The sequence below is a fragment of the Pseudomonas sp. HMSC067G02 genome (assembly GCF_001813485.1).
Lineage (GTDB): Bacteria > Pseudomonadota > Gammaproteobacteria > Pseudomonadales > Pseudomonadaceae > Pseudomonas > Pseudomonas aeruginosa.
In genome coordinates, this window is record NZ_KV812652.1 from 61,921 (window position 1) to 78,807 (window position 16,887).

General features: G+C 67.9%; 14 protein-coding genes. 5 read left to right on the plus strand and 9 right to left on the minus strand.

Translation table 11 applies throughout. From position 1 onward, the window contains the following. Positions 1–32 precede the first annotated feature (32 nt). From HMPREF2914_RS09945 to HMPREF2914_RS09955, 3 genes are all read right to left on the minus strand, one after another. On the minus strand, positions 33–2,348 hold the full coding sequence (locus HMPREF2914_RS09945) for a xanthine dehydrogenase family protein molybdopterin-binding subunit (protein WP_023091756.1): 2,316 nt from the start codon (positions 2,346–2,348) through the stop codon (positions 33–35). Beyond that, positions 2,345–2,815 (minus strand): (2Fe-2S)-binding protein, encoded by a 471-nt coding sequence (locus tag HMPREF2914_RS09950; RefSeq protein ID WP_003089521.1) that lies wholly within the window; start codon positions 2,813–2,815, stop codon positions 2,345–2,347. The genes HMPREF2914_RS09945 and HMPREF2914_RS09950 overlap by 4 nt, the downstream gene beginning before the upstream one ends. A 265-nt stretch (positions 2,816–3,080) precedes the next feature. After that, on the minus strand, positions 3,081–3,317 hold the full coding sequence (locus HMPREF2914_RS09955; protein WP_003104944.1) for a hypothetical protein: 237 nt from the start codon (positions 3,315–3,317) through the stop codon (positions 3,081–3,083). A 294-nt stretch (positions 3,318–3,611) separates the two neighbouring features. Between HMPREF2914_RS09955 and HMPREF2914_RS09960 the strand changes: the two genes are divergently transcribed. Then, positions 3,612–3,854, plus strand: a complete 243-nt coding sequence (locus HMPREF2914_RS09960) for a DUF1654 domain-containing protein (RefSeq protein WP_003089526.1) — start codon at positions 3,612–3,614, stop codon at positions 3,852–3,854. A 66-nt stretch (positions 3,855–3,920) separates the two neighbouring features. On the opposite strand, the gene lldA is transcribed toward HMPREF2914_RS09960, so the two are convergent. The 6 genes from lldA to fpvI form a co-directional block, all read right to left on the minus strand. After that, entirely contained in the window at positions 3,921–5,072 is a 1,152-nt protein-coding gene (gene lldA / locus HMPREF2914_RS09965; protein WP_023091755.1) for an L-lactate dehydrogenase LldA, read from the minus strand. Between the two features lie 96 nt (positions 5,073–5,168). After that, complete coding sequence (locus HMPREF2914_RS09970; protein WP_003124571.1) at positions 5,169–6,089, minus strand: LysR substrate-binding domain-containing protein; 921 nt, start codon at positions 6,087–6,089, stop codon at positions 5,169–5,171. Between the two features lie 41 nt (positions 6,090–6,130). Further along, positions 6,131–6,454, minus strand: a complete 324-nt coding sequence (locus tag HMPREF2914_RS09975; RefSeq protein ID WP_003089535.1) for a transcriptional repressor — start codon at positions 6,452–6,454, stop codon at positions 6,131–6,133. Between the two features lie 180 nt (positions 6,455–6,634). Beyond that, the gene (gene pvdQ / locus HMPREF2914_RS09980; RefSeq protein ID WP_023981014.1) at positions 6,635–8,923 is read right to left on the minus strand and encodes a bifunctional acylase PvdQ; all 2,289 of its coding nucleotides are present in this window, start codon (positions 8,921–8,923) and stop codon (positions 6,635–6,637) included. 122 nt (positions 8,924–9,045) lie between these two features. After that, positions 9,046–10,377, minus strand: a complete 1,332-nt coding sequence (pvdA, locus tag HMPREF2914_RS09985) for an L-ornithine N(5)-monooxygenase PvdA (RefSeq protein ID WP_003114509.1) — start codon at positions 10,375–10,377, stop codon at positions 9,046–9,048. A gap of 132 nt (positions 10,378–10,509) precedes the next feature. After that, positions 10,510–10,989 carry a pyoverdine signaling pathway sigma factor FpvI gene (gene fpvI, locus HMPREF2914_RS09990; protein WP_003103620.1) on the minus strand — a complete coding sequence of 160 codons (480 nt, stop codon included), beginning with the start codon at positions 10,987–10,989 and terminating at the stop codon, positions 10,510–10,512. Positions 10,990–11,152: 163 nt separating this feature from the next. Between fpvI and fpvR the strand changes: the two genes are divergently transcribed. The 4 genes from fpvR to ompQ all read left to right on the plus strand — a co-directional run bounded on the left by fpvR (position 11,153) and on the right by ompQ (position 16,845). Beyond that, a complete protein-coding gene (fpvR, locus tag HMPREF2914_RS09995; RefSeq protein ID WP_019484937.1) occupies positions 11,153–12,148 on the plus strand; it encodes a pyoverdine signaling pathway anti-sigma factor FpvR in 996 nt (331 codons plus the stop codon). A 100-nt stretch (positions 12,149–12,248) separates the two neighbouring features. Continuing rightward, positions 12,249–13,424 carry a pyoverdine export/recycling transporter periplasmic adaptor subunit PvdR gene (gene pvdR, locus HMPREF2914_RS10000; RefSeq protein ID WP_003089547.1) on the plus strand — a complete coding sequence of 392 codons (1,176 nt, stop codon included), beginning with the start codon at positions 12,249–12,251 and terminating at the stop codon, positions 13,422–13,424. Continuing rightward, positions 13,424–15,415 (plus strand): pyoverdine export/recycling transporter ATP-binding/permease subunit PvdT, encoded by a 1,992-nt coding sequence (pvdT, locus tag HMPREF2914_RS10005; RefSeq protein ID WP_023091754.1) that lies wholly within the window; start codon positions 13,424–13,426, stop codon positions 15,413–15,415. The genes pvdR and pvdT overlap by 1 nt, the downstream gene beginning before the upstream one ends. 5 nt (positions 15,416–15,420) lie before the next feature. Next, complete coding sequence (gene ompQ, locus HMPREF2914_RS10010) at positions 15,421–16,845, plus strand: pyoverdine export/recycling transporter outer membrane subunit OmpQ (protein ID WP_012614140.1); 1,425 nt, start codon at positions 15,421–15,423, stop codon at positions 16,843–16,845. Positions 16,846–16,887 lie beyond the last annotated feature (42 nt).

Consider the following 16,887-nt stretch of genomic DNA (forward strand, 5'->3'; position numbering starts at 1 on the left):
AACTCACGCAGGCGACCACCAGGACGAAGGACCTAGGCCTTCCGCCACCCCTGCAACTGATTGCGGATCGGCAACTCGCGGATGCGCTTGCCGGTGGCGGCGAAGATCGCGTTGCACAGCGCCGGCGCTATCGGCGGCACGCCGGGCTCGCCGACCCCGCCCAACGGCAGGTCGCCATCCGGCTTGAGCAGATGCACCGACACCGCCTTGGGCGCCAGCGGCATGCGCGCCAGCTCGTACTGGTGGAAATTGTCCTGCTGGACCTTGCCATCCTTGAAGCTGATCTCGCCCAGCGCCGCCAGGCCCAGGCCCATCACGCAGGCGCCTTCGAGCTGCGAGCGGATGCGCTCGGGGTTGATCTGCGGACCGCAGTCGGCGGCGATGGTGGCCTTGTGCACCAGCAGCGCGCCGTCGTCCTTCACCTCCACCTCGATCACCACCGCCACGTAGGTGACGAAGCTGTAGTGCGCGGCGATTCCCCGCGCCCTGCCCCTGGGCAGCTCGCCGCCCCAGCCGGACTGGCGCGCCGCCTCCTCGATCACCCCGCGCAGGCGGCCGACATCCAGCGGGTAGCGCTCCGGCGACTCGCCGTAGTTCCAGCTGTCGCCGAGTTCGGCGGTGTCGATCCGCCGCGCCGGGCCGAGCAGCTTGAGCAGGTAGTCCTTCGGGTCCTGGCCGGCCTTCGCCGCCAGTTCGCCGACGAAGCTCTGGATGGCGAAGGCGTGGGGGATGTTGGAGACCGAGCGGAACCAGCCGACCCGGGTGTGCGCCGGGGCCTCGGGGTTCTCCAGGCGCACGTTGGGGATGGCGAACGGCAGGTTGGTCAGGCCCATGCCCAGTTCGAAGGCGCCCTGGTGCTTGCTGTCCGGGCCGAACAGTGCGGTGATGCTCGGCGCCACCGAGCGATGCAGCCAGGCCTGCGGCAGCCCGTCGGCGCCGAGCACGGCCTGCAGGCGCTCCACCGAGACCGTGTGGAAATAGGAGAAATGCAGGTCGTCCTCGCGGGTCCACTGCACGCGCAGGTGGCGACCGGGGAACGCCTTGGCCAGGATCGCCGCTTCCAGCACGAAGTCGGGCTTGGACTTGCGGCCGAAACCGCCGCCGAGCAGGGTCACGTTGACCGTGACCTTGTCGAACGGCAGTTTCAGGCGCTCGGCGATGCGCTCGCGGGTCACTTGCGGCGCCTGGGTCGGGGCCCAGACCTCGCAGGCGCCGTCCTTGTACCAGGCGGTGGATACCGGCGGTTCCATCGGCGCCTGGGCCAGGTGCGGCAGGTAGTACTCGGCCTCGACGATATCCCCGCCCTTGGCGAATAGCGCCGCGGCATCGCCGCTGTCGCGCACCACCTTGCCCGGCTTGCGCGCGGCCTCTTCCAGTTGCTTGCGGTAGGCCACCGAGTCGTAGCCGCCGTTGACCCCGGCGTCCCACTCGACCACCAGCGCCTCGCGCCCCTTGATCGCCGCCCAGGTGTTCTGCGCCACCACGGCGACCCCGCCCAGCGGCTGGAACTCGGACGGGATCGGCCGGCCCTCGATCTCGATCACCTTGACCACCCCCGGCACCTTCAGCGCCGCGGCGGCGTCGTAGCGCTTGAGCTTGCCGCCGTAGACCGGCGGCCGAGCGACCACGGCGTAGAGCATGTCGTCGAAGCGCGCATCGAAGCCGAAGCCGGCGCGGCCATTGACGATATCGGCGCCGTCGATGGTGCGCGCCACGTCCTTGCCGATGTAGCGGAACTGCTCGGGCTTCTTCAGCAGCAGCTTGTCGCGCGCCGGCACTTCGAGACCCGCGGCGGCCTCGGCCAGTTCGCCGAAGGACAGCGAACGGCCGCTGGGCGCATGCAGCACCTTGTTCTGTTCGGCGCGGCACTCGCCCAGCGGAACCTTCCACTGGTTGGCCGCGGCCTGTTCGAGCATCTGTCGCGCCGCCGCACCGCAGCGGCGCATGGGTTCGAACCAATGGCGCATGCTGCGCGAGCCATCGGTGTCCTGGTTGCCGTAGCGCGCTTCGTCGCCGGGCGCCTGGATCACCTTGACGCGGCTCCAGTCGGCCTCCAGCTCGTCGGCCACCACCATCGCCAGGCTGGTGCGCACGCCCTGGCCCATTTCCGAGCGGTTGCAGACGATGCCGACCGTGCCGTCCCGGTCGATGCTCACGTAGATCTTCGGGTTATCCACCCAGCCGTGGGGCATGGCGTCGGCGCCGAAGGCCTTCTTCTCGGCGGCCAGGGCGTCGCGCCAGCCCCAGTTGGCAGCCACCAGCAGCACGCCGGTGGCGCCGACGCCCTTGAGGAAACCGCGGCGGCTGAGATTGCCGATGACCAGATCGTCGGGGTACGAGCGCTTCATGCCTTGGCCTCCTGCAACTTGGCGGAGGCGTTGTGGATCGCCGTCTTGATCCGGTTGTAGGTGCCGCAGCGGCAGATGTTGCCGGCCATGGCCGCCTCGATCTGCTCGTCGCTGGGCGCGGGGTTGCTCTTCAGCAACGCCGTGGCCGACATGATCTGCCCGCCCTGGCAGTAGCCGCACTGCGCCACGCCGATGTCCAGCCAGGCCTGCTGGACGACCTCGCCGACCTTGTCGGTGTGCAGGTGGTCGATGGTGGTGACCTTCCTGCCCTGCGCCAGGCTCACCGGCGTGATGCAGGAACGGGTGGCCTGGCCGTCGATATGGATGGTGCAGGAGCCGCACAGGCCCATGCCGCAGCCGAACTTGGTCCCGGTATAGCCGACGACGTCGCGGATGGCCCAGAGCAAGGGCATATCCTCGGTGACATCGAGCTGATGATCCTTGCCATTGAGGTTCAGGGTAATCATCGGTGCACGCCTTTTCTGGTTTCTGGTTATGGAGTCGCACGGCGACTGCGCCGCCCCCATGGGCGCGGCGAGTCTCTCATCGGACTGAAGGGAGATTATTGGCGAGAGGACTGCGGCGGATAACCTGGCAGAACTGAACGTATCGTTGAATGGAATTCAACGATACCCAAGCCGGGCGGAAATCGCCCGGGCGAGGCCGCGTTCCCGGTGGCCCGCTCCTCGCCGCTCGCCGGAAAAGCGAGCGGCTCGGCCAGGGGAAACGGCGTTAGCCGCGCCGCACGCGCAGGCGCTCGGCGTGGTAGATCAACGGCCCATGCTGGTCCTCGGCACCGCTGGGGTCGTCCAGCAGCACGCCGGTGATGCGGCCCTGGCGGAACAGCAGGCGGATCGCCAGCAGGTTGGCCCTGGGGTCGCCCTTGAGATCATGGAGGGAACGCGGGGTGTCGGCATCCAGCTGACAAAACACCGATTCGAGCAAAACATCGGAAGGTTCTAACGCCATGCAGTCGTATCCGTCGAGAAGTACCGGTCACCTTGCCTTGCACTGGGTGCCGGTCAAAGCCCATCCCTGGAAAAACGCCTTTCCGCGAATTGAAACAATGCGCAACGATTTTCCTCGCGACGCAGTGTCGCCTACCGCCAGAGCCGTTGCCAAGAGCCGTACATCCCTGCGGCGCGCCCCTGCGACAACGTTGCAATACTTTCTTCACACGAGTTCCGCTACAAAGGTATCTCGCCGGAACCGAGGGTTCCTTTGTCCACCCACCCATAACCGAGAAAGCAAGCGGAGGCACCCATGAACCACACTGCATCGATCCCCGCCCTGCCCACGGCCTATGACCTGCTGAACACCCGCATCCAGCGCATCATCCACGCCCCGGCTGCGCAACAGGCCTGCCAGGCCTGCATTTCCCGATTGCCCGGCGAAGACGAGGGCGACTGGGCCCACCTGCTGGAAAGCTTCGACCGTTCCAACCAGTGGCTGCTCGACCCGCAGCGCGACGGCAGCATCGTCCTGCGCTGGAGTTCCGCCGCCTGATCCTGTTTGCCGCGCGGCCGTCGAGCCGCGCGGCTTGCGCTCTTCCCTCCCCTTCGCCGTTCGCGGCTATCGCGGGTAGCTTCCCGGCAACAGGATGTCCCGGCCGACCTCGCGGATGTCGGTATGGCCGCAGAAGGCCATGGTCAGGTCCAGCTCACGAGCGATGATCTCCAGCGCCCGCGTCACTCCGGCCTGCCCCAGCGCGCCCAGCCCATAGAGATAGGGACGGCCGATCATGGTCCCGCGCGCACCGAGGGCGATGGCCTTGAGCACGTCCTGCCCGGAACGGATGCCGCTGTCGAGCCAGACCTCGATGCGCTCGCCCACCGCCTCGACGATCTCCGGCAGCGCGCTGATGGTCGAGGGCGCGCCGTCCAGTTGGCGTCCGCCATGGTTGCTGACGACCAGCGCATCGGCGCCGGAGTCGGCGGCCAACCGCGCATCCTCGGCATCGAGGATGCCCTTGAGCACCAGCTTGCCGCCCCAGCGGCGTTTGATCCATTCGACGTCGCCCCAGTTCAGCCGCGGGTCGAACTGGCGGGCGGTCCACTCGGACAGTGAGCCCATGTCGTCGACGCCCTTGACGTGCCCGACGATGTTGCCGAAACCGCGACGCCGGGTGCCGAGCATGCCCAGCGCCCAGCGCGGCTTGGTGGCGATGTTCAGCAGGTTGGCCAGGGTCGGCCGCGGCGGCGCCGAGAGACCGTTCTTCAGGTCCTTGTGGCGCTGGCCGATGATCTGCAGGTCGAGGGTCAGCACCAGCGCGTCGCAGCCGGCGGCCTTGGCGCGGTCGATCAGGCGTTCGATGAAATCGCGGTCGCGCATCACGTAGAGCTGGAACCAGAACGGCTGGCCGACTTCCGTGGCGATGTCCTCCAGGGAACAGATGCTCATGGTCGACAGGGTGTAGCGCACGCCGAACTCGGCGGCGGCGCGGGCGGCGAGGATCTCGCCGTCGGCATGCTGCATGCCGGCCAGCCCGGTGGGCGCGATGGCCACCGGCATGGCCATCTCCTGGCCGAGCATGCGGGTGCGCAGCGAGCGGTTCTCGATATTCCGCGCGACCCGCTGGCGCAGCTTGATCGCGGCGAAGTCGTCCTGGTTGGCGCGGTAGGTGCCTTCGCTCCAGGAACCGGAGTCGGCGTAGTCGTAGAACATCCGCGGCACGCGCTTGCGCGCCAGGCGGCGCAGGTCTTCGATATCGGTGATGACGCTCATGCAGTCCACTCCTTCGGGGGTGGCTGGATGGTAGAGCGCGACGTACCGCCGCAGGCGGAATAATTGTCGGCATCGGCGGAAGGAAATTCCGCCGTTTCAGTCGTCCGCCGCCGGAAGGAATTCCCTGCCCTGGGCCACCGCCTCGCGGCAGATCGCCGCCAGCCAGGCGGCGAAACGCTGGCTGGCCGGCGAGGCCTGGTGGCTGCGCAGGTGGTAATGGTGGGTGGGCGCCGAACGCAGCGGGAACAGCACCACCAGCCGCCCCTCGGCAAGCCAGGCGCGCGCCAGCGAGGGTCGCGCGAGGGCCACGCCCTGGCCGTTGGCGGCGGCTTCCAGGGTCATGCCCAAATCGAGCAGGCGCGGCCCGGCGCAGGGCTCCGGCCAGTCCAGCCCGGCCACGCGGAACCACGGCTGCCAGGGCTCCAGCGGCGAGCGCAGCAACGGCAGGCCGGCGAGCATGGCTGGCGTCCAGGGCCGCGGCAGGCCCAGCAGCAGCCCCGGCGCGGCCATCGGTAGCACGCGCTCCTCCAGCAACCGCTCACCGGCCGCCACGCCATGGCTGTCGCCGCGCACCTCGACATCGGCCAGCGGCAGGTCCTGGCCGTCCGAAGGACTCGACAGGAGAATCTCCAGCTCGATTTCCGGACAGGCCTCGGCGAAGGACGCCAGGCGCGGAATCAGGATCTGCCGGGCGAAGGTCGGCGGCGTGCGCAGGGTCAGCCGCTGCTGGCGCTGGACCTGGCGACGATGCAGCGGAACCGCCGCGAGCTGGGCGAGGATCGGCGCGATCTGTTCGAGGTACTCGCGGCCGTGGGAGGTCAGCGCCAGCGAGCGGCCGTCGCGCTGCAACAGGCTCACCCCGAGCATCCCCTCGAGACCGGAAACCCGCTTGCTGGCGGCGCTGCCGGTGATCGACAGGAGTTCGGCGGCGCGCTCGAAGGTACCCAGCCGGGCAGCCGCTTCGAACGCCTGCAACGCTTCGATGGAAGGAAAACGGAAATCGTCGGGATTGAGCATGGGGCAGACTTTACCCGCTGCCCGAGATCAGGGATACCGCGTCAGAGCCGCTGCTCGTTGGCCGCGGCGCGGCGCTCGGGCGCCGCGGAACCGGCGGCACCGCCCCAGGAAGCCTTGCCGGGGCTGTAGACATCCTGTTCGTCGAGGGTCACCAGGCCGCTTTCCACCAGGCGCCCGAGGACCTGGCGGATGCTCACCAGGGACAGCGGCGTACCGGTTTCGGAGAGACGCCGGTGCAGGGTGCGGATCGGCACCCGGCCCTGCTCCCCCGAGGCTTCCCAGAGCGCATCGATCACTTTCAGCCGGGCCAGGCTCATCTTCAGGCCGGCCTCCTTCAACATCTGTTTGACGGGCGAATGGGTCATCGTGACGCTCCTTTCGTGGACGAGTGGGTAGCGGGTCCCCGCCGAAGCCGAGCATCCCTGCTCGCTGCCTGCACGTGTTCCCTGAAACCGGGCGGCTGTGGGCCGCCTCTATGGTTAAAGACGAACGAGCGCGGAAAAACCGTCAGTTTTTTTCCCATCAGATCTGATAGGCATTGCTTATCATTCGCGAATGCTTAGCCGTTGCAGTTGCGGGTCGGCGTCGATCTGCCTGTCGCTGAACGGCAAGGTCTGCCATTGCTGGCGGGAAAACAGCTCGGTCTGGTCGCGGTAGTGCGGCGAGCGCGGATCGCTGGACTGGGAGAAAGCCAGCAACCCGCGAGCCTTGGGCCCTTCCTCGGGGAAGGTCACCAGCTGGATGTAGCTGGTGCCGCCGACCACCTCCAGGTGGTCGCCCTTGCGGACGCTCTGGATCGCGTTGTAGACCCCGAAATGGCCATCGCCGCCGGGAATCGCGATGCGTTCCTGGCCACGGGTGCTCACTTGCAGGTCGCCCCAGCGCGCGCCGTCGGGAATCCCGCTCTTCTCCACCTCCGCCGCCGCGTCCGCCAGCGCCTGGCGCACCTGGGTCGCCACCTGCGGCCGGTCGAGGGCGATGCCTTGCGGCGTATCCAGGGGACGTTGCGCATCGAACGGTTCCTTCCACGCGCCGTCGAGTTCGGCGAAGCGTTGCATGAAGCGCTGGAAGTAGACGAAGCCGCTGCCGCTGTCGAGGTTGGCGCCACGGTCCCACTGCGCCAGGGCCGCGCAGGCGCGGGCAAGGGACTTCTCGCCCTGGTTGTCGCGGCACAGGCGGAGCAGGTCCGGCAGCACCTGGTCGGCGCTGAAGACATGGTTGGCGGTGACCATTTCCTCGAGCGTCTTCGCCTCCAGCGGCTGCTTGCCCTGTAGCCGGCTCAGGGCGTAGCGCGCCCGCGGACCGATGGGTTTTTCCTGGCTGACCAGGGGTGAAAAGCCCTGCAACGGGCTCGCCGGGTTGGTCAGCCAGGCGCTGTCGTTGGAGTTCTGCACGAAGTCCCTGCGCAACAGCACCGGCAGTTGCGCCGCCGGGGTGATGCCAGCCTGGGCCGCGGCCGGGTCGCGGCTCCAGGCACAGCGGCTGTCCTGCCCCTGGAGGGCCGGCAGGCCTTCGGCGACCAGTTGCGGAATGGCGCAGGCGGGAATCAGTTCCGGCTTCAGGTAGGGCACCACCGACTGGTTCATGTACAGGGCGTTGCCCTGCTCGTCCGCGGCCAGGGTGTTGACCCAGGGGATCCCCTGTAGCGCCTCGACACTCCGGCGCAGGTCGGCGACGTCGCTGGCCTGGTTGATCGAGTACCACTGTTGCAGTACCCGGGTGTTCTCCAGGTTGGCGTCACGCAGCGCATAGGCCTCGCTGCGGTTCCAGTCCAGCTTGCCGGGCCAGACCACCAGCGGGCCGTAGATCGACTGGTAGACCTTGTGCTCGACGCGCGACAGCTTGCCGTCGGCGCCGCGCACCTCGATCGCGACGGATTTCTCCTCCAGCGGCAGCGAACGACCGTCGACCAGGTAGCGCCGCGGGTCCTTCGGGTCCAGCGCCAGGCGATACAGGGTGAAGTGGCTGGAGGTATCCACCGTGTGGGTCCAGGCCAGGTGGCGGCTGAAGCCGATGTTGACCACCGGCAGGCCGGGCAGCGAGGCCCCCATCACGTCGAGCCGGCCGGGAATGGTCAGGTGCATCTGGTAGAAACGCATCGCGCCGTTCCAGGGGAAGTGCGGGTTGGCCAGGAGCATGCCCTTGCCGTCCGCCGAACGTTCGCTGCCAACGGCAATGGCGTTGCTGCCGCGCTCCAGGCGGAAGCGCTGGCGCCGCTGCTCGGCGACCTGGAACGCCTGCTCGCCGCTCAGGGCGACCTTCTCCGTGCCGGGCGGCGCGGCGGCCACCAGCGCGTCGGCGAACTGGCCGACCCCGCCTTCCACCAGCAGGCGCCGGGTCAGGCGCAGCAGGTCATCGGTCGCGATGGCCCGCAGCCAGGGCTGGCCAAGGCAACTGGTGGTCTTGCCGTCGGCCTCGCGGAGGAAGCGGTTGAAACCGGCGGCGTAGCCTTCGAGCAACTGGCGCACCGCGGGCGTCTGCGCCTGCCAGAAGGCTTGCAGCGCCTCGGGCTGGTTGAGCCAGGCGTAAAAGATGTCGGACGGCAGGTTGTCCAGCTCCGCCGACGACTTGCCCTCGCTGCCGAAATAGCGCGCCCGCTCGCCGCGCGCGGTGACGATCTCCTCGGCCAGCAGGCAGGCGTTGTCGCGCGCATAGGCGTAGCCGATGCCGTAGCCCAGGCCGCGCTCATCCTTGGCCCGGATGTGCGGCACGCCATAGGCGGTCCAGCGGATATCCGCGGCCAGCCCGGTCGGCCGCGGCATATCGGCCTGGACCGGCATCATCGAACCCAACAGCATGCCGGCCAGGCCGGTCAGTACGGTACGCATCCCCATCGATGTCGTTTCTCTGCAAAGTGGTGGCCGGAACGGCCGGGACATACAACGAAAACGCCCTGCGTGCCGGGCATCCCCTGGCGGGGAAACGGGCAACACAGGGCGTGGCGGCGTGGCGCCGATCAGCTGGCCAGGGCGTGCTCGTGCAGGGCGCGGGCCGCAGTACCGGGCTTCAGGTGCTGGTACAGGGAGCCGGAGATTTCCTCGGCACGCACCGGCAGCACCGACAGCAGGGTGTCGCTGAGGCCGTGGCTGGCCTGGCTGAAGCCCTGCGCGTAGATCGCCACCTTGCAGCGCTCGTCGGTCTGCAGGCGGTAGTCGCGGCCGATCTCGTGGTCGCCGAGGTACTCCGCCAGCGGTTCGAGCAGTTGGCGGTGCAACTGGCGCTCATAGCCGGTGGCCAGGATCACTGCGTCGTAGGTCTCTACGCTTAGCTCGCCGCTACCTGCGTCGCGCAACGCCAGCTCGATGCCCTGGGCGGTGGCGGTCGCGCGCTCCACGGTGGTCATGCAACGGAAGGCGTGGCGCGGGATGCCGGAGACTTTCTGGCGGTAGAAGACGCCGTAGATGCGCTCGATCAGGTCGGTATCCACCACCGAATAGTTGGTGTTGTGGTATTCGCGCAGCAAACGCTCGCGTTCGGCATGTTCGCGGCTGTAGATGAGATCGGTGAACTTCGGCGCGAACACTTCGTTGACGAACGGGCTATCGTCCGCCGGCTTGAGCGCCGAGGCACGCAGGATCATGTCGGCCTGCACCGACGGGTAGCTGTCGTTGAGGTCGATGAAGGCCTCCGCCGCGCTCTGCCCGCCGCCGATAATGGCGATCTTCATCGGCTTGCCACTGCTGCAGGGCTGCTTGGCCATGTGTTCCAGGTACTGGCTGTGGTGGAACACTCGGCCGTCGCCCTTGAGCGCACGGAACACCTGCGGGATACGCGGGGTGCCGCCGGGACTGACCACCAGGGCGCGGGTGGTGCGCACCAGCTCCTCGCCGTCGGCGTTGCGCGAGATCACCCGCAGCGCCTCGACCTGGCCGGCGCTCAGCATCGGCTCGATGCGCAGGACCTCTTCGCCGTAGCGGCTCTGCTCCTGGAAGTGGCTGGCGACCCAGCGCAGGTAGTCGTTGAACTCCATCCGGCAGGGATAGAAGGTGCCCAGGTTGATGAAGTCGACCAGGCGATCGTGCTTGTGCAGGTAGTTGACGAAGGAATACGGGCTGGTGGGGTTGCGCAGGGACACCAGGTCCTTGAGGAAGGAGATCTGCAACTCGCTCTGCGACACCAGGGTGTTGCCGTGCCAGCGGTAGTCGCCCTGCTTGTCCAGGAACAGCACTTCCAGGGCGCCCTGCGCCTGGGCCCGTTCCTGGAGGGCAATCGCCAGGGCGATATTGGAAGGGCCGAAGCCGACACCGATGAGATCGTGAACCACGGCGGTTGCAGTTGCCTGAGTCATTTCCAGTTCCTCTGGATTGGCCCCCTTTCAAGCGGGAGCGATAAGTCGAGAGCAGCCCTGGAGGGCCATCTGTTGACTAGGAACGAGGACAGGGAAATGAAATTTAAGCGTTGCCGAGCACGAATAGCGAAATCAGTCGGCTTCCCATTCGCGCATGCGCACCCGACAGTGCTTCATCGCGTTGACGATGTGCTTTTCCACCAGGCTGCGGGAAATATTGAGATGTTCGGCGATCTGCGAATGGGACAGGCCGTCCAGCTTGCGCAACAGGAACGAACTGCGGCAGATGGCCGGCAACTCGGCCAGCGCGCGCTGCAGGTTGTCCAGGCGCTGCCCCTGGTCGACCACCGTCTGCGGCGAGGGACTGGCCAGGCCCTCCTCGTCGTCCAGGACCTCCAGGGGTTCCGCCCGGCGCACCCGGCTGCGACGGTGCTCGTCCACCGCCAGGTTGAGCGCCGTCCGGTACAGAAAAGCCTTCGGATGCTCGATCTGCGCTTGACTGGAGCGCTCCAGAACGCGCAAATACGCGTCGTGGGCGACATCCGCCGCTGCGTGTCGATCCCCGAGCCTGGCACTGAGGAATCGCAGCAGCTCCCGATAATGGTTTTCCAAGACGACTCCTGCTCGCTGCCTCTACGGCACTGTCCTTCCAAGGGCGGGATCGCCTGCCGGCGACATTGGCAGTATGAAATCATTAAATTTATAATAATTCTCATCAAGCTTTAAAGCCTTGTTTCGCTCGCAGCGCAATCCGAAGGCATAACTGGAACCCTCGATGAAGACACCCTCTCCCGCCGACAGCGACACCCTTGTGCAGGACGCCGCGCATTGGTGCATGCGCCTGCACGCCGAGGACCTCTCCGAGGAAGAGCGTGGCGAGTTCCAGCGCTGGCTGGCAGCCGATCCCCGGCACGCCGCCGAATACGCAGAAATGGAGGAGATCTGGGCGCTCAGCGAACTGCTGCCGCGAACGCCGGCGCCCGAGCTTCGCAACCACGCCGCAACCCGCCCGTTCAGCCGTCGCCGCAGGGGCTGGAAGAGCCAGGCACGCGCCGCCGCCCTCGCCCTGCTTATGTTACCGACGGCCGGCTACCTCGGCTGGCTGCAAGGCTGGATTCCTTCCAACTACCAGCGCTACGAGGCCGAGGGCAACGTCAGGCATGCCGTTCTTCCCGACGGCAGCGAGGTCGAGCTGGACCTCAATACGCAGCTGAGCTTCGCCAATTTCAAGGACATCCGCCGGGTTTCCCTGGACAGGGGCGAGGCCTACTTCCATGTCACCCACGACAGCGCGCACCCCTTCGTGGTCAAGGCCGGCAACGGCTCGATCACCGTCACCGGCACCCGCTTCAACGTCTGGAAGTACCAGGACAACGTGGTAGTCACCGTCACCGAGGGCTCGGTGAAGGTCCGCAGCGAAGGCTCGGGCAACGACAGCAGCCTGACTCCCGGCATGCAGGCCAGCTACTATCCGGGCCTGCTGCAACCGTTGGTCGAGGCCGTGGATACCCGCCAGACGCTAGCCTGGCGCGAGGGCCGCCTGGTACTCGACGACCTGCCCCTGTCCAAGGCCCTGCCGCTGATCAACCGCTACCTCGACGCTCCGCTGGTCCTGGGCGACAGGAGCGCTGCGAAACTGCGCATTGGCGGGATCTACAGCACCCGCGACATCCGCAGCCTGGTCGACGCCCTGCCGAAAGTCCTGCCCGTGGACCTGGAACATCGCGAGGACGGCAGCATCCGCATCAGCAGCCGTTACGCCCAGCTCTGAACCCAGGTTAAATTTAGCCGCCCTGGCCTCGTATATCTGGCAGTGCCCAGCCTGCCGATCCAGCGGCGGCGGTCTCTCCACGCACCGGCCGGATTCCCGAATGAGACGAACCCGTAGTACTCGTCGCGCACTGCTCGTCGCAGTCTGCCTCAGCCCCCTGATCGCCCTGGCCGCCTGGCAGGCCTATCCGTTCCGCAGCAACAGCTTCGATACCGTGAGCGTCAGCCGCGGCAGCATCGAGAGCAGCGTCTCGGCGCTCGGCACCCTGCAACCGCGGCGCTACGTCGACGTCGGCGCCCAGGCCTCCGGGCAGATCCGCAAGTTGCACGTCGAGGCCGGGGACGATGTGACGGAAGGCCAGTTGCTGGTCGAGATCGACCCCTCCACCCAGCAGGCCAAGGTCGATGCCGGCCGCTATTCGATCGAGATGCTCAAGGCCCAGCTGGCCGAGCAACGTGCCCAGTACACCCTCGCCCGCCAGCAGTACCAGCGCCAGCAGCGGCTGGCCGCCGGCGGCGCGACGCGTACCGAGGACGTGCAGAGCGCCCAGGCGCAGATGCTCGCCACCCAGGCGCGGATCGAGATGTACCAGGCGCAGATCCGCCAGGCCCAGGCCTCGTTGCGCAGCGACGAAGCCGAACTCGGCTATACCCGCATCTACGCGCCGATGTCCGGCACGGTGGTGGCGGTCGATGCGCGCGAAGGCCAGACCCTCAATGCCCAGCAGCAGACCCCGTTGATCCTGCGGATCGCCAAATTGTCGCCGATGACCGTCTGGGCCCAGGTTTCGGAAGCCGACATCGGCCGGGTCAAGCCCGGCATGCCGGCCTACTTCACGACCCTCAGCGGCGAAGGCCGGCGCTGGACCGGCAAGGTCCGGCAGATCCTCCCGGTGCCACCCAAGCCGCTGGACCAGAGCAACCAGGGCGGCGGCAGCCCCACCAGCGGCAGCGGCGGGCAGAGCGGCAGCGGCCGGGTGGTGCTGTATACCGTGCTGGTCGACGTGGACAACGGCGACCACCAACTGATGGCGGAAATGACCGCCCAGGTGTTCTTCGTCGCCGCCACCGCGGAAAACATCCTCACCGCGCCGGTCGCCGCCATTCATGACGACGGCAAGGGCGGCCAGGTCGCCTGGGTGGTCGGCAGCAACGGCAAGCCGCAGAGCCGCCAGATCAGGACCGGCATCAGCGACCGCCTGCGGGTACAGGTGCTTGCCGGCCTGGAGGAAGGCGACCGCCTGCTGATGGCCGCTCCCGACGGCAGCGACAGCTGATGGAAAACGCCACGCACCCCGTCCCCCTGATCGAACTGCGCGACATCCGCAAGCGCTACGGCGGCAATGGCACCCCGGAAGTCGAGGTACTCAAGGGCGTATCGCTGTCGATCCACGCCGGCGAGTTCGTCGCCATCGTCGGCGCCTCCGGCTCCGGCAAGTCGACCCTGATGAACATCCTCGGCTGCCTCGACCGGCCCAGCTCCGGCAGCTACCACTTCGCCGGCCACGACGTCGCCGAACTGGACAGCGACGAGCAGGCCTGGCTGCGCCGCGAGGCATTCGGCTTCGTGTTCCAGGGCTATCACCTGATCCCCTCCGCCTCGGCCCAGGAAAACGTCGAGATGCCGGCGATCTACGCCGGCACCCCGGCGAGCGAGCGGCACACCCGTGCGCGGGCCCTGCTCGAACGCCTGGGCCTGGCCGAGCGCACCGCCAACCGTCCGCACCAGTTGTCCGGCGGCCAGCAGCAGCGGGTGTCGATCGCCCGCGCGCTGATGAACGGCGGCCATATCATCCTCGCCGACGAACCCACCGGCGCCCTCGACAGCCACAGCGGCGCGGAAGTCATGGCGCTGCTCGACGAGCTGGCCAGCCAGGGCCACGTGGTGATCCTGATCACCCACGACCGCGACGTCGCCGCCCGCGCCAAGCGCATCATCGAGGTGCGCGACGGCGAGATCGTCAGCGACAGCGCCAACGACGAGCGCCCGGCGCAACCGAGCGCCGGCGTCGAGCGCCACCTGCAGGCCGACGATCTCAGCCAGCGCCTCGCCGAGGGCAGCAGCGAACCCTCGGGGGCCTGGCGCGCCGAACTGCTGGAGGCGGTGCGCGCCGCCTGGCGGGTGATGTGGATCAATCGGTTCCGCACCGCGCTGACCCTGCTCGGGATCATCATCGGCGTCGCCTCGGTGGTGGTCATGCTCGCCGTCGGCGAGGGCAGCAAACGCCAGGTGATGGCGCAGATGGGCGCGTTCGGCTCGAACATCATCTATCTCAGCGGCTACTCGCCGAACCCGCGCGCGCCGATGGGCATCGTCAGCAGCGACGACGTCGCCGCCATCGCCACCCTGCCCCAGGTGAAGAAGGTCATGCCGGTGAACGGCGGCGAGCTGGTGGTGCGCTACGGCAACATCGACTACCACGCCTACGTCGGCGGCAACAACACCGACTTCCCGGAAATCCTCAACTGGCCGGTGGCCGAGGGCAGCTACTTCACCGAGCGCGACGAAGACGCCGCCACCACGGTCGCGGTGATCGGCTACAAGGTGCGCAAGAAGCTGTTCGGCAGCGCCAACCCGATCGGCCGCTACATCCTCATCGAGAACGTGCCGTTCCAGGTCATCGGCGTGCTCGCCGAGAAAGGCTCCAGCTCCGGCGACAAGGATGCCGACAACCGCATCGCCATCCCCTACTCCGCTGCCAGCATCCGCCTGTTCGGCACGCGCAACCCCGAGTACGTGATCATCGCCGCCGCCGACGCCCAGCGCGTGCACCAGGCCGAACGCGCCATCGACCAGTTGATGCTGCGCCTGCACCGCAGCCAGCGCGACTACGAGCTGACCAACAACGCGGCGATGATCCAGGCCGAGGCGAAGACCCAGAACACCCTGTCGCTGATGCTCGGCTCGATCGCCGCGATCTCCCTGCTGGTAGGCGGGATCGGCGTGATGAACATCATGCTCATGACCGTGCGCGAACGCACCCGCGAGATCGGCATCCGCATGGCCACCGGCGCCCGCCAGGGCGATATCCTCCGCCAGTTCCTCACCGAGGCGGCGATGCTCTCGGTGGTCGGCGGCCTGGCCGGGATCGCCCTGGCCCTATGCATCGGCGGCGTGCTGCTGCTCGGCCAGGTCGCGGTGGCCTTTTCCCTGTCGGCCATCGTCGGCGCCTTCAGTTGCGCGCTGGTCACCGGGCTGGTGTTCGGCTTCATGCCGGCGCGCAAGGCCGCCCAGCTGGACCCGGTGGCCGCCCTGGCCAGCCAATGACGGACATGTCCATGAAAAATCTTTCCCTGATTTCCGCCTGCCTGCTGCTCGGCGCCTGCGGCAGCACGCCGGCGCCCCTCGACAGCGGCCTGGCCGCGCCCCCTCAGTGGCGCTACCTGGCGGCCGGGCGCAGCGATGCCAGCGACATCCGCCAGTGGTGGAAGGCCTTCGGCGCGCCGGAACTGGACAGCCTGCTGCAACGCGCCCTGCTGAACAGCCAGGACCTCGGCGCAGCGGTGGCCCGCGTGCGCCAGGCCCAGGCCTCGGCGGTGATCGCCGGCGCGCCGTTGCTGCCGGAGCTGAATGCGACGCTCGGCGCCAGCCGGCAGAAACTCCTGCGCGACTCGGGCTACAGCGGTACCGACGCGACCTCCGACAACGATGCCGTCGACTCCTTCTCCGCCGGCCTCAGCGCCAGCTACGAAGTGGACTTCTGGGGCGGTCGCCGGGCTGCCTACCGCAGTGCCCTGGAAAGCCTCAAGGCCAGCGAGTACGACCGCGCCACGGTAGAGCTGACCCTGCTCTCCGGCGTCGCCAACAGCTACCTGCAGGTATTGGCGCTGCGCGAACAGCAGCGCATCGCCAGGCTCAACCTGGACAACGCCGAGCACGTCCTGCGCCTGGTGGAGACCCGCCATGCCGCGGGCTCGGCCACCGCCCTGGAGGTCGCCCAGCAGAGCAGCCTGGTCGCCAGCCAGCGCAAGCAGCTGCCGCTGCTCGAGCAGCAGGCCCATGAGGCGCTGATTACCCTGGCCACCCTGATCGGCGAGCCGGTGCAGGCGCTACAGGTGGCCGAGCGGCCTTTCGACAGCCTGCGCTGGCCGGAGACCGGAGCGGGCCTGCCGAGCGAACTGCTCGGTCGCCGTCCCGATATCGCCAACGCCGAAGCGCAACTGGCCGCGGCCCAGGCCGACGTGCAGGTGGCGCGCGCGGCGCTGTTCCCCAAGCTGACCCTGAGCGCCTCGCTGTCGTCCGGCGCCAACCGCGCCGCCGACACTTTCCGCAACCCCTATTACAACCTGGGCGCCAACCTGCTCGCCCCGATCTTCAACCACGGCCGCCTGCGCGCCGAGCGCGACCGCAGCCTGGCGCGCCAGGAAGAACTGCTGGAAACCTACCGCAAGGCGATCCTCACCGCCTTTGCCGACACCGAACGCTCGCTGAACAGCATCGACGGCCTCGACCGCCAGTTGCACTGGCAGCAGCAGGAGCTGGAGCAGGCGCAGCGCGCCTTCGATCTCTCCGACAGCCGCTACCAGGCCGGCGCGGAAACCCTGCTGACGGTCCTCGAAACGCAACGCACGCTGTACGCGGCGCAGGATGCCGCCGTGCAACTGCGACTGGCCCGCCTGCAGGCCTCGGTCGGCCTGTACAAGGCCCTCGGCGGCGGCTGGCAGAGCGACCGCCAGGGTCTCGCGCGGAAAGACTGAGGCCCGCGTTGCGCGGGCCTCCTCCATCCTTACTCGCTCTTT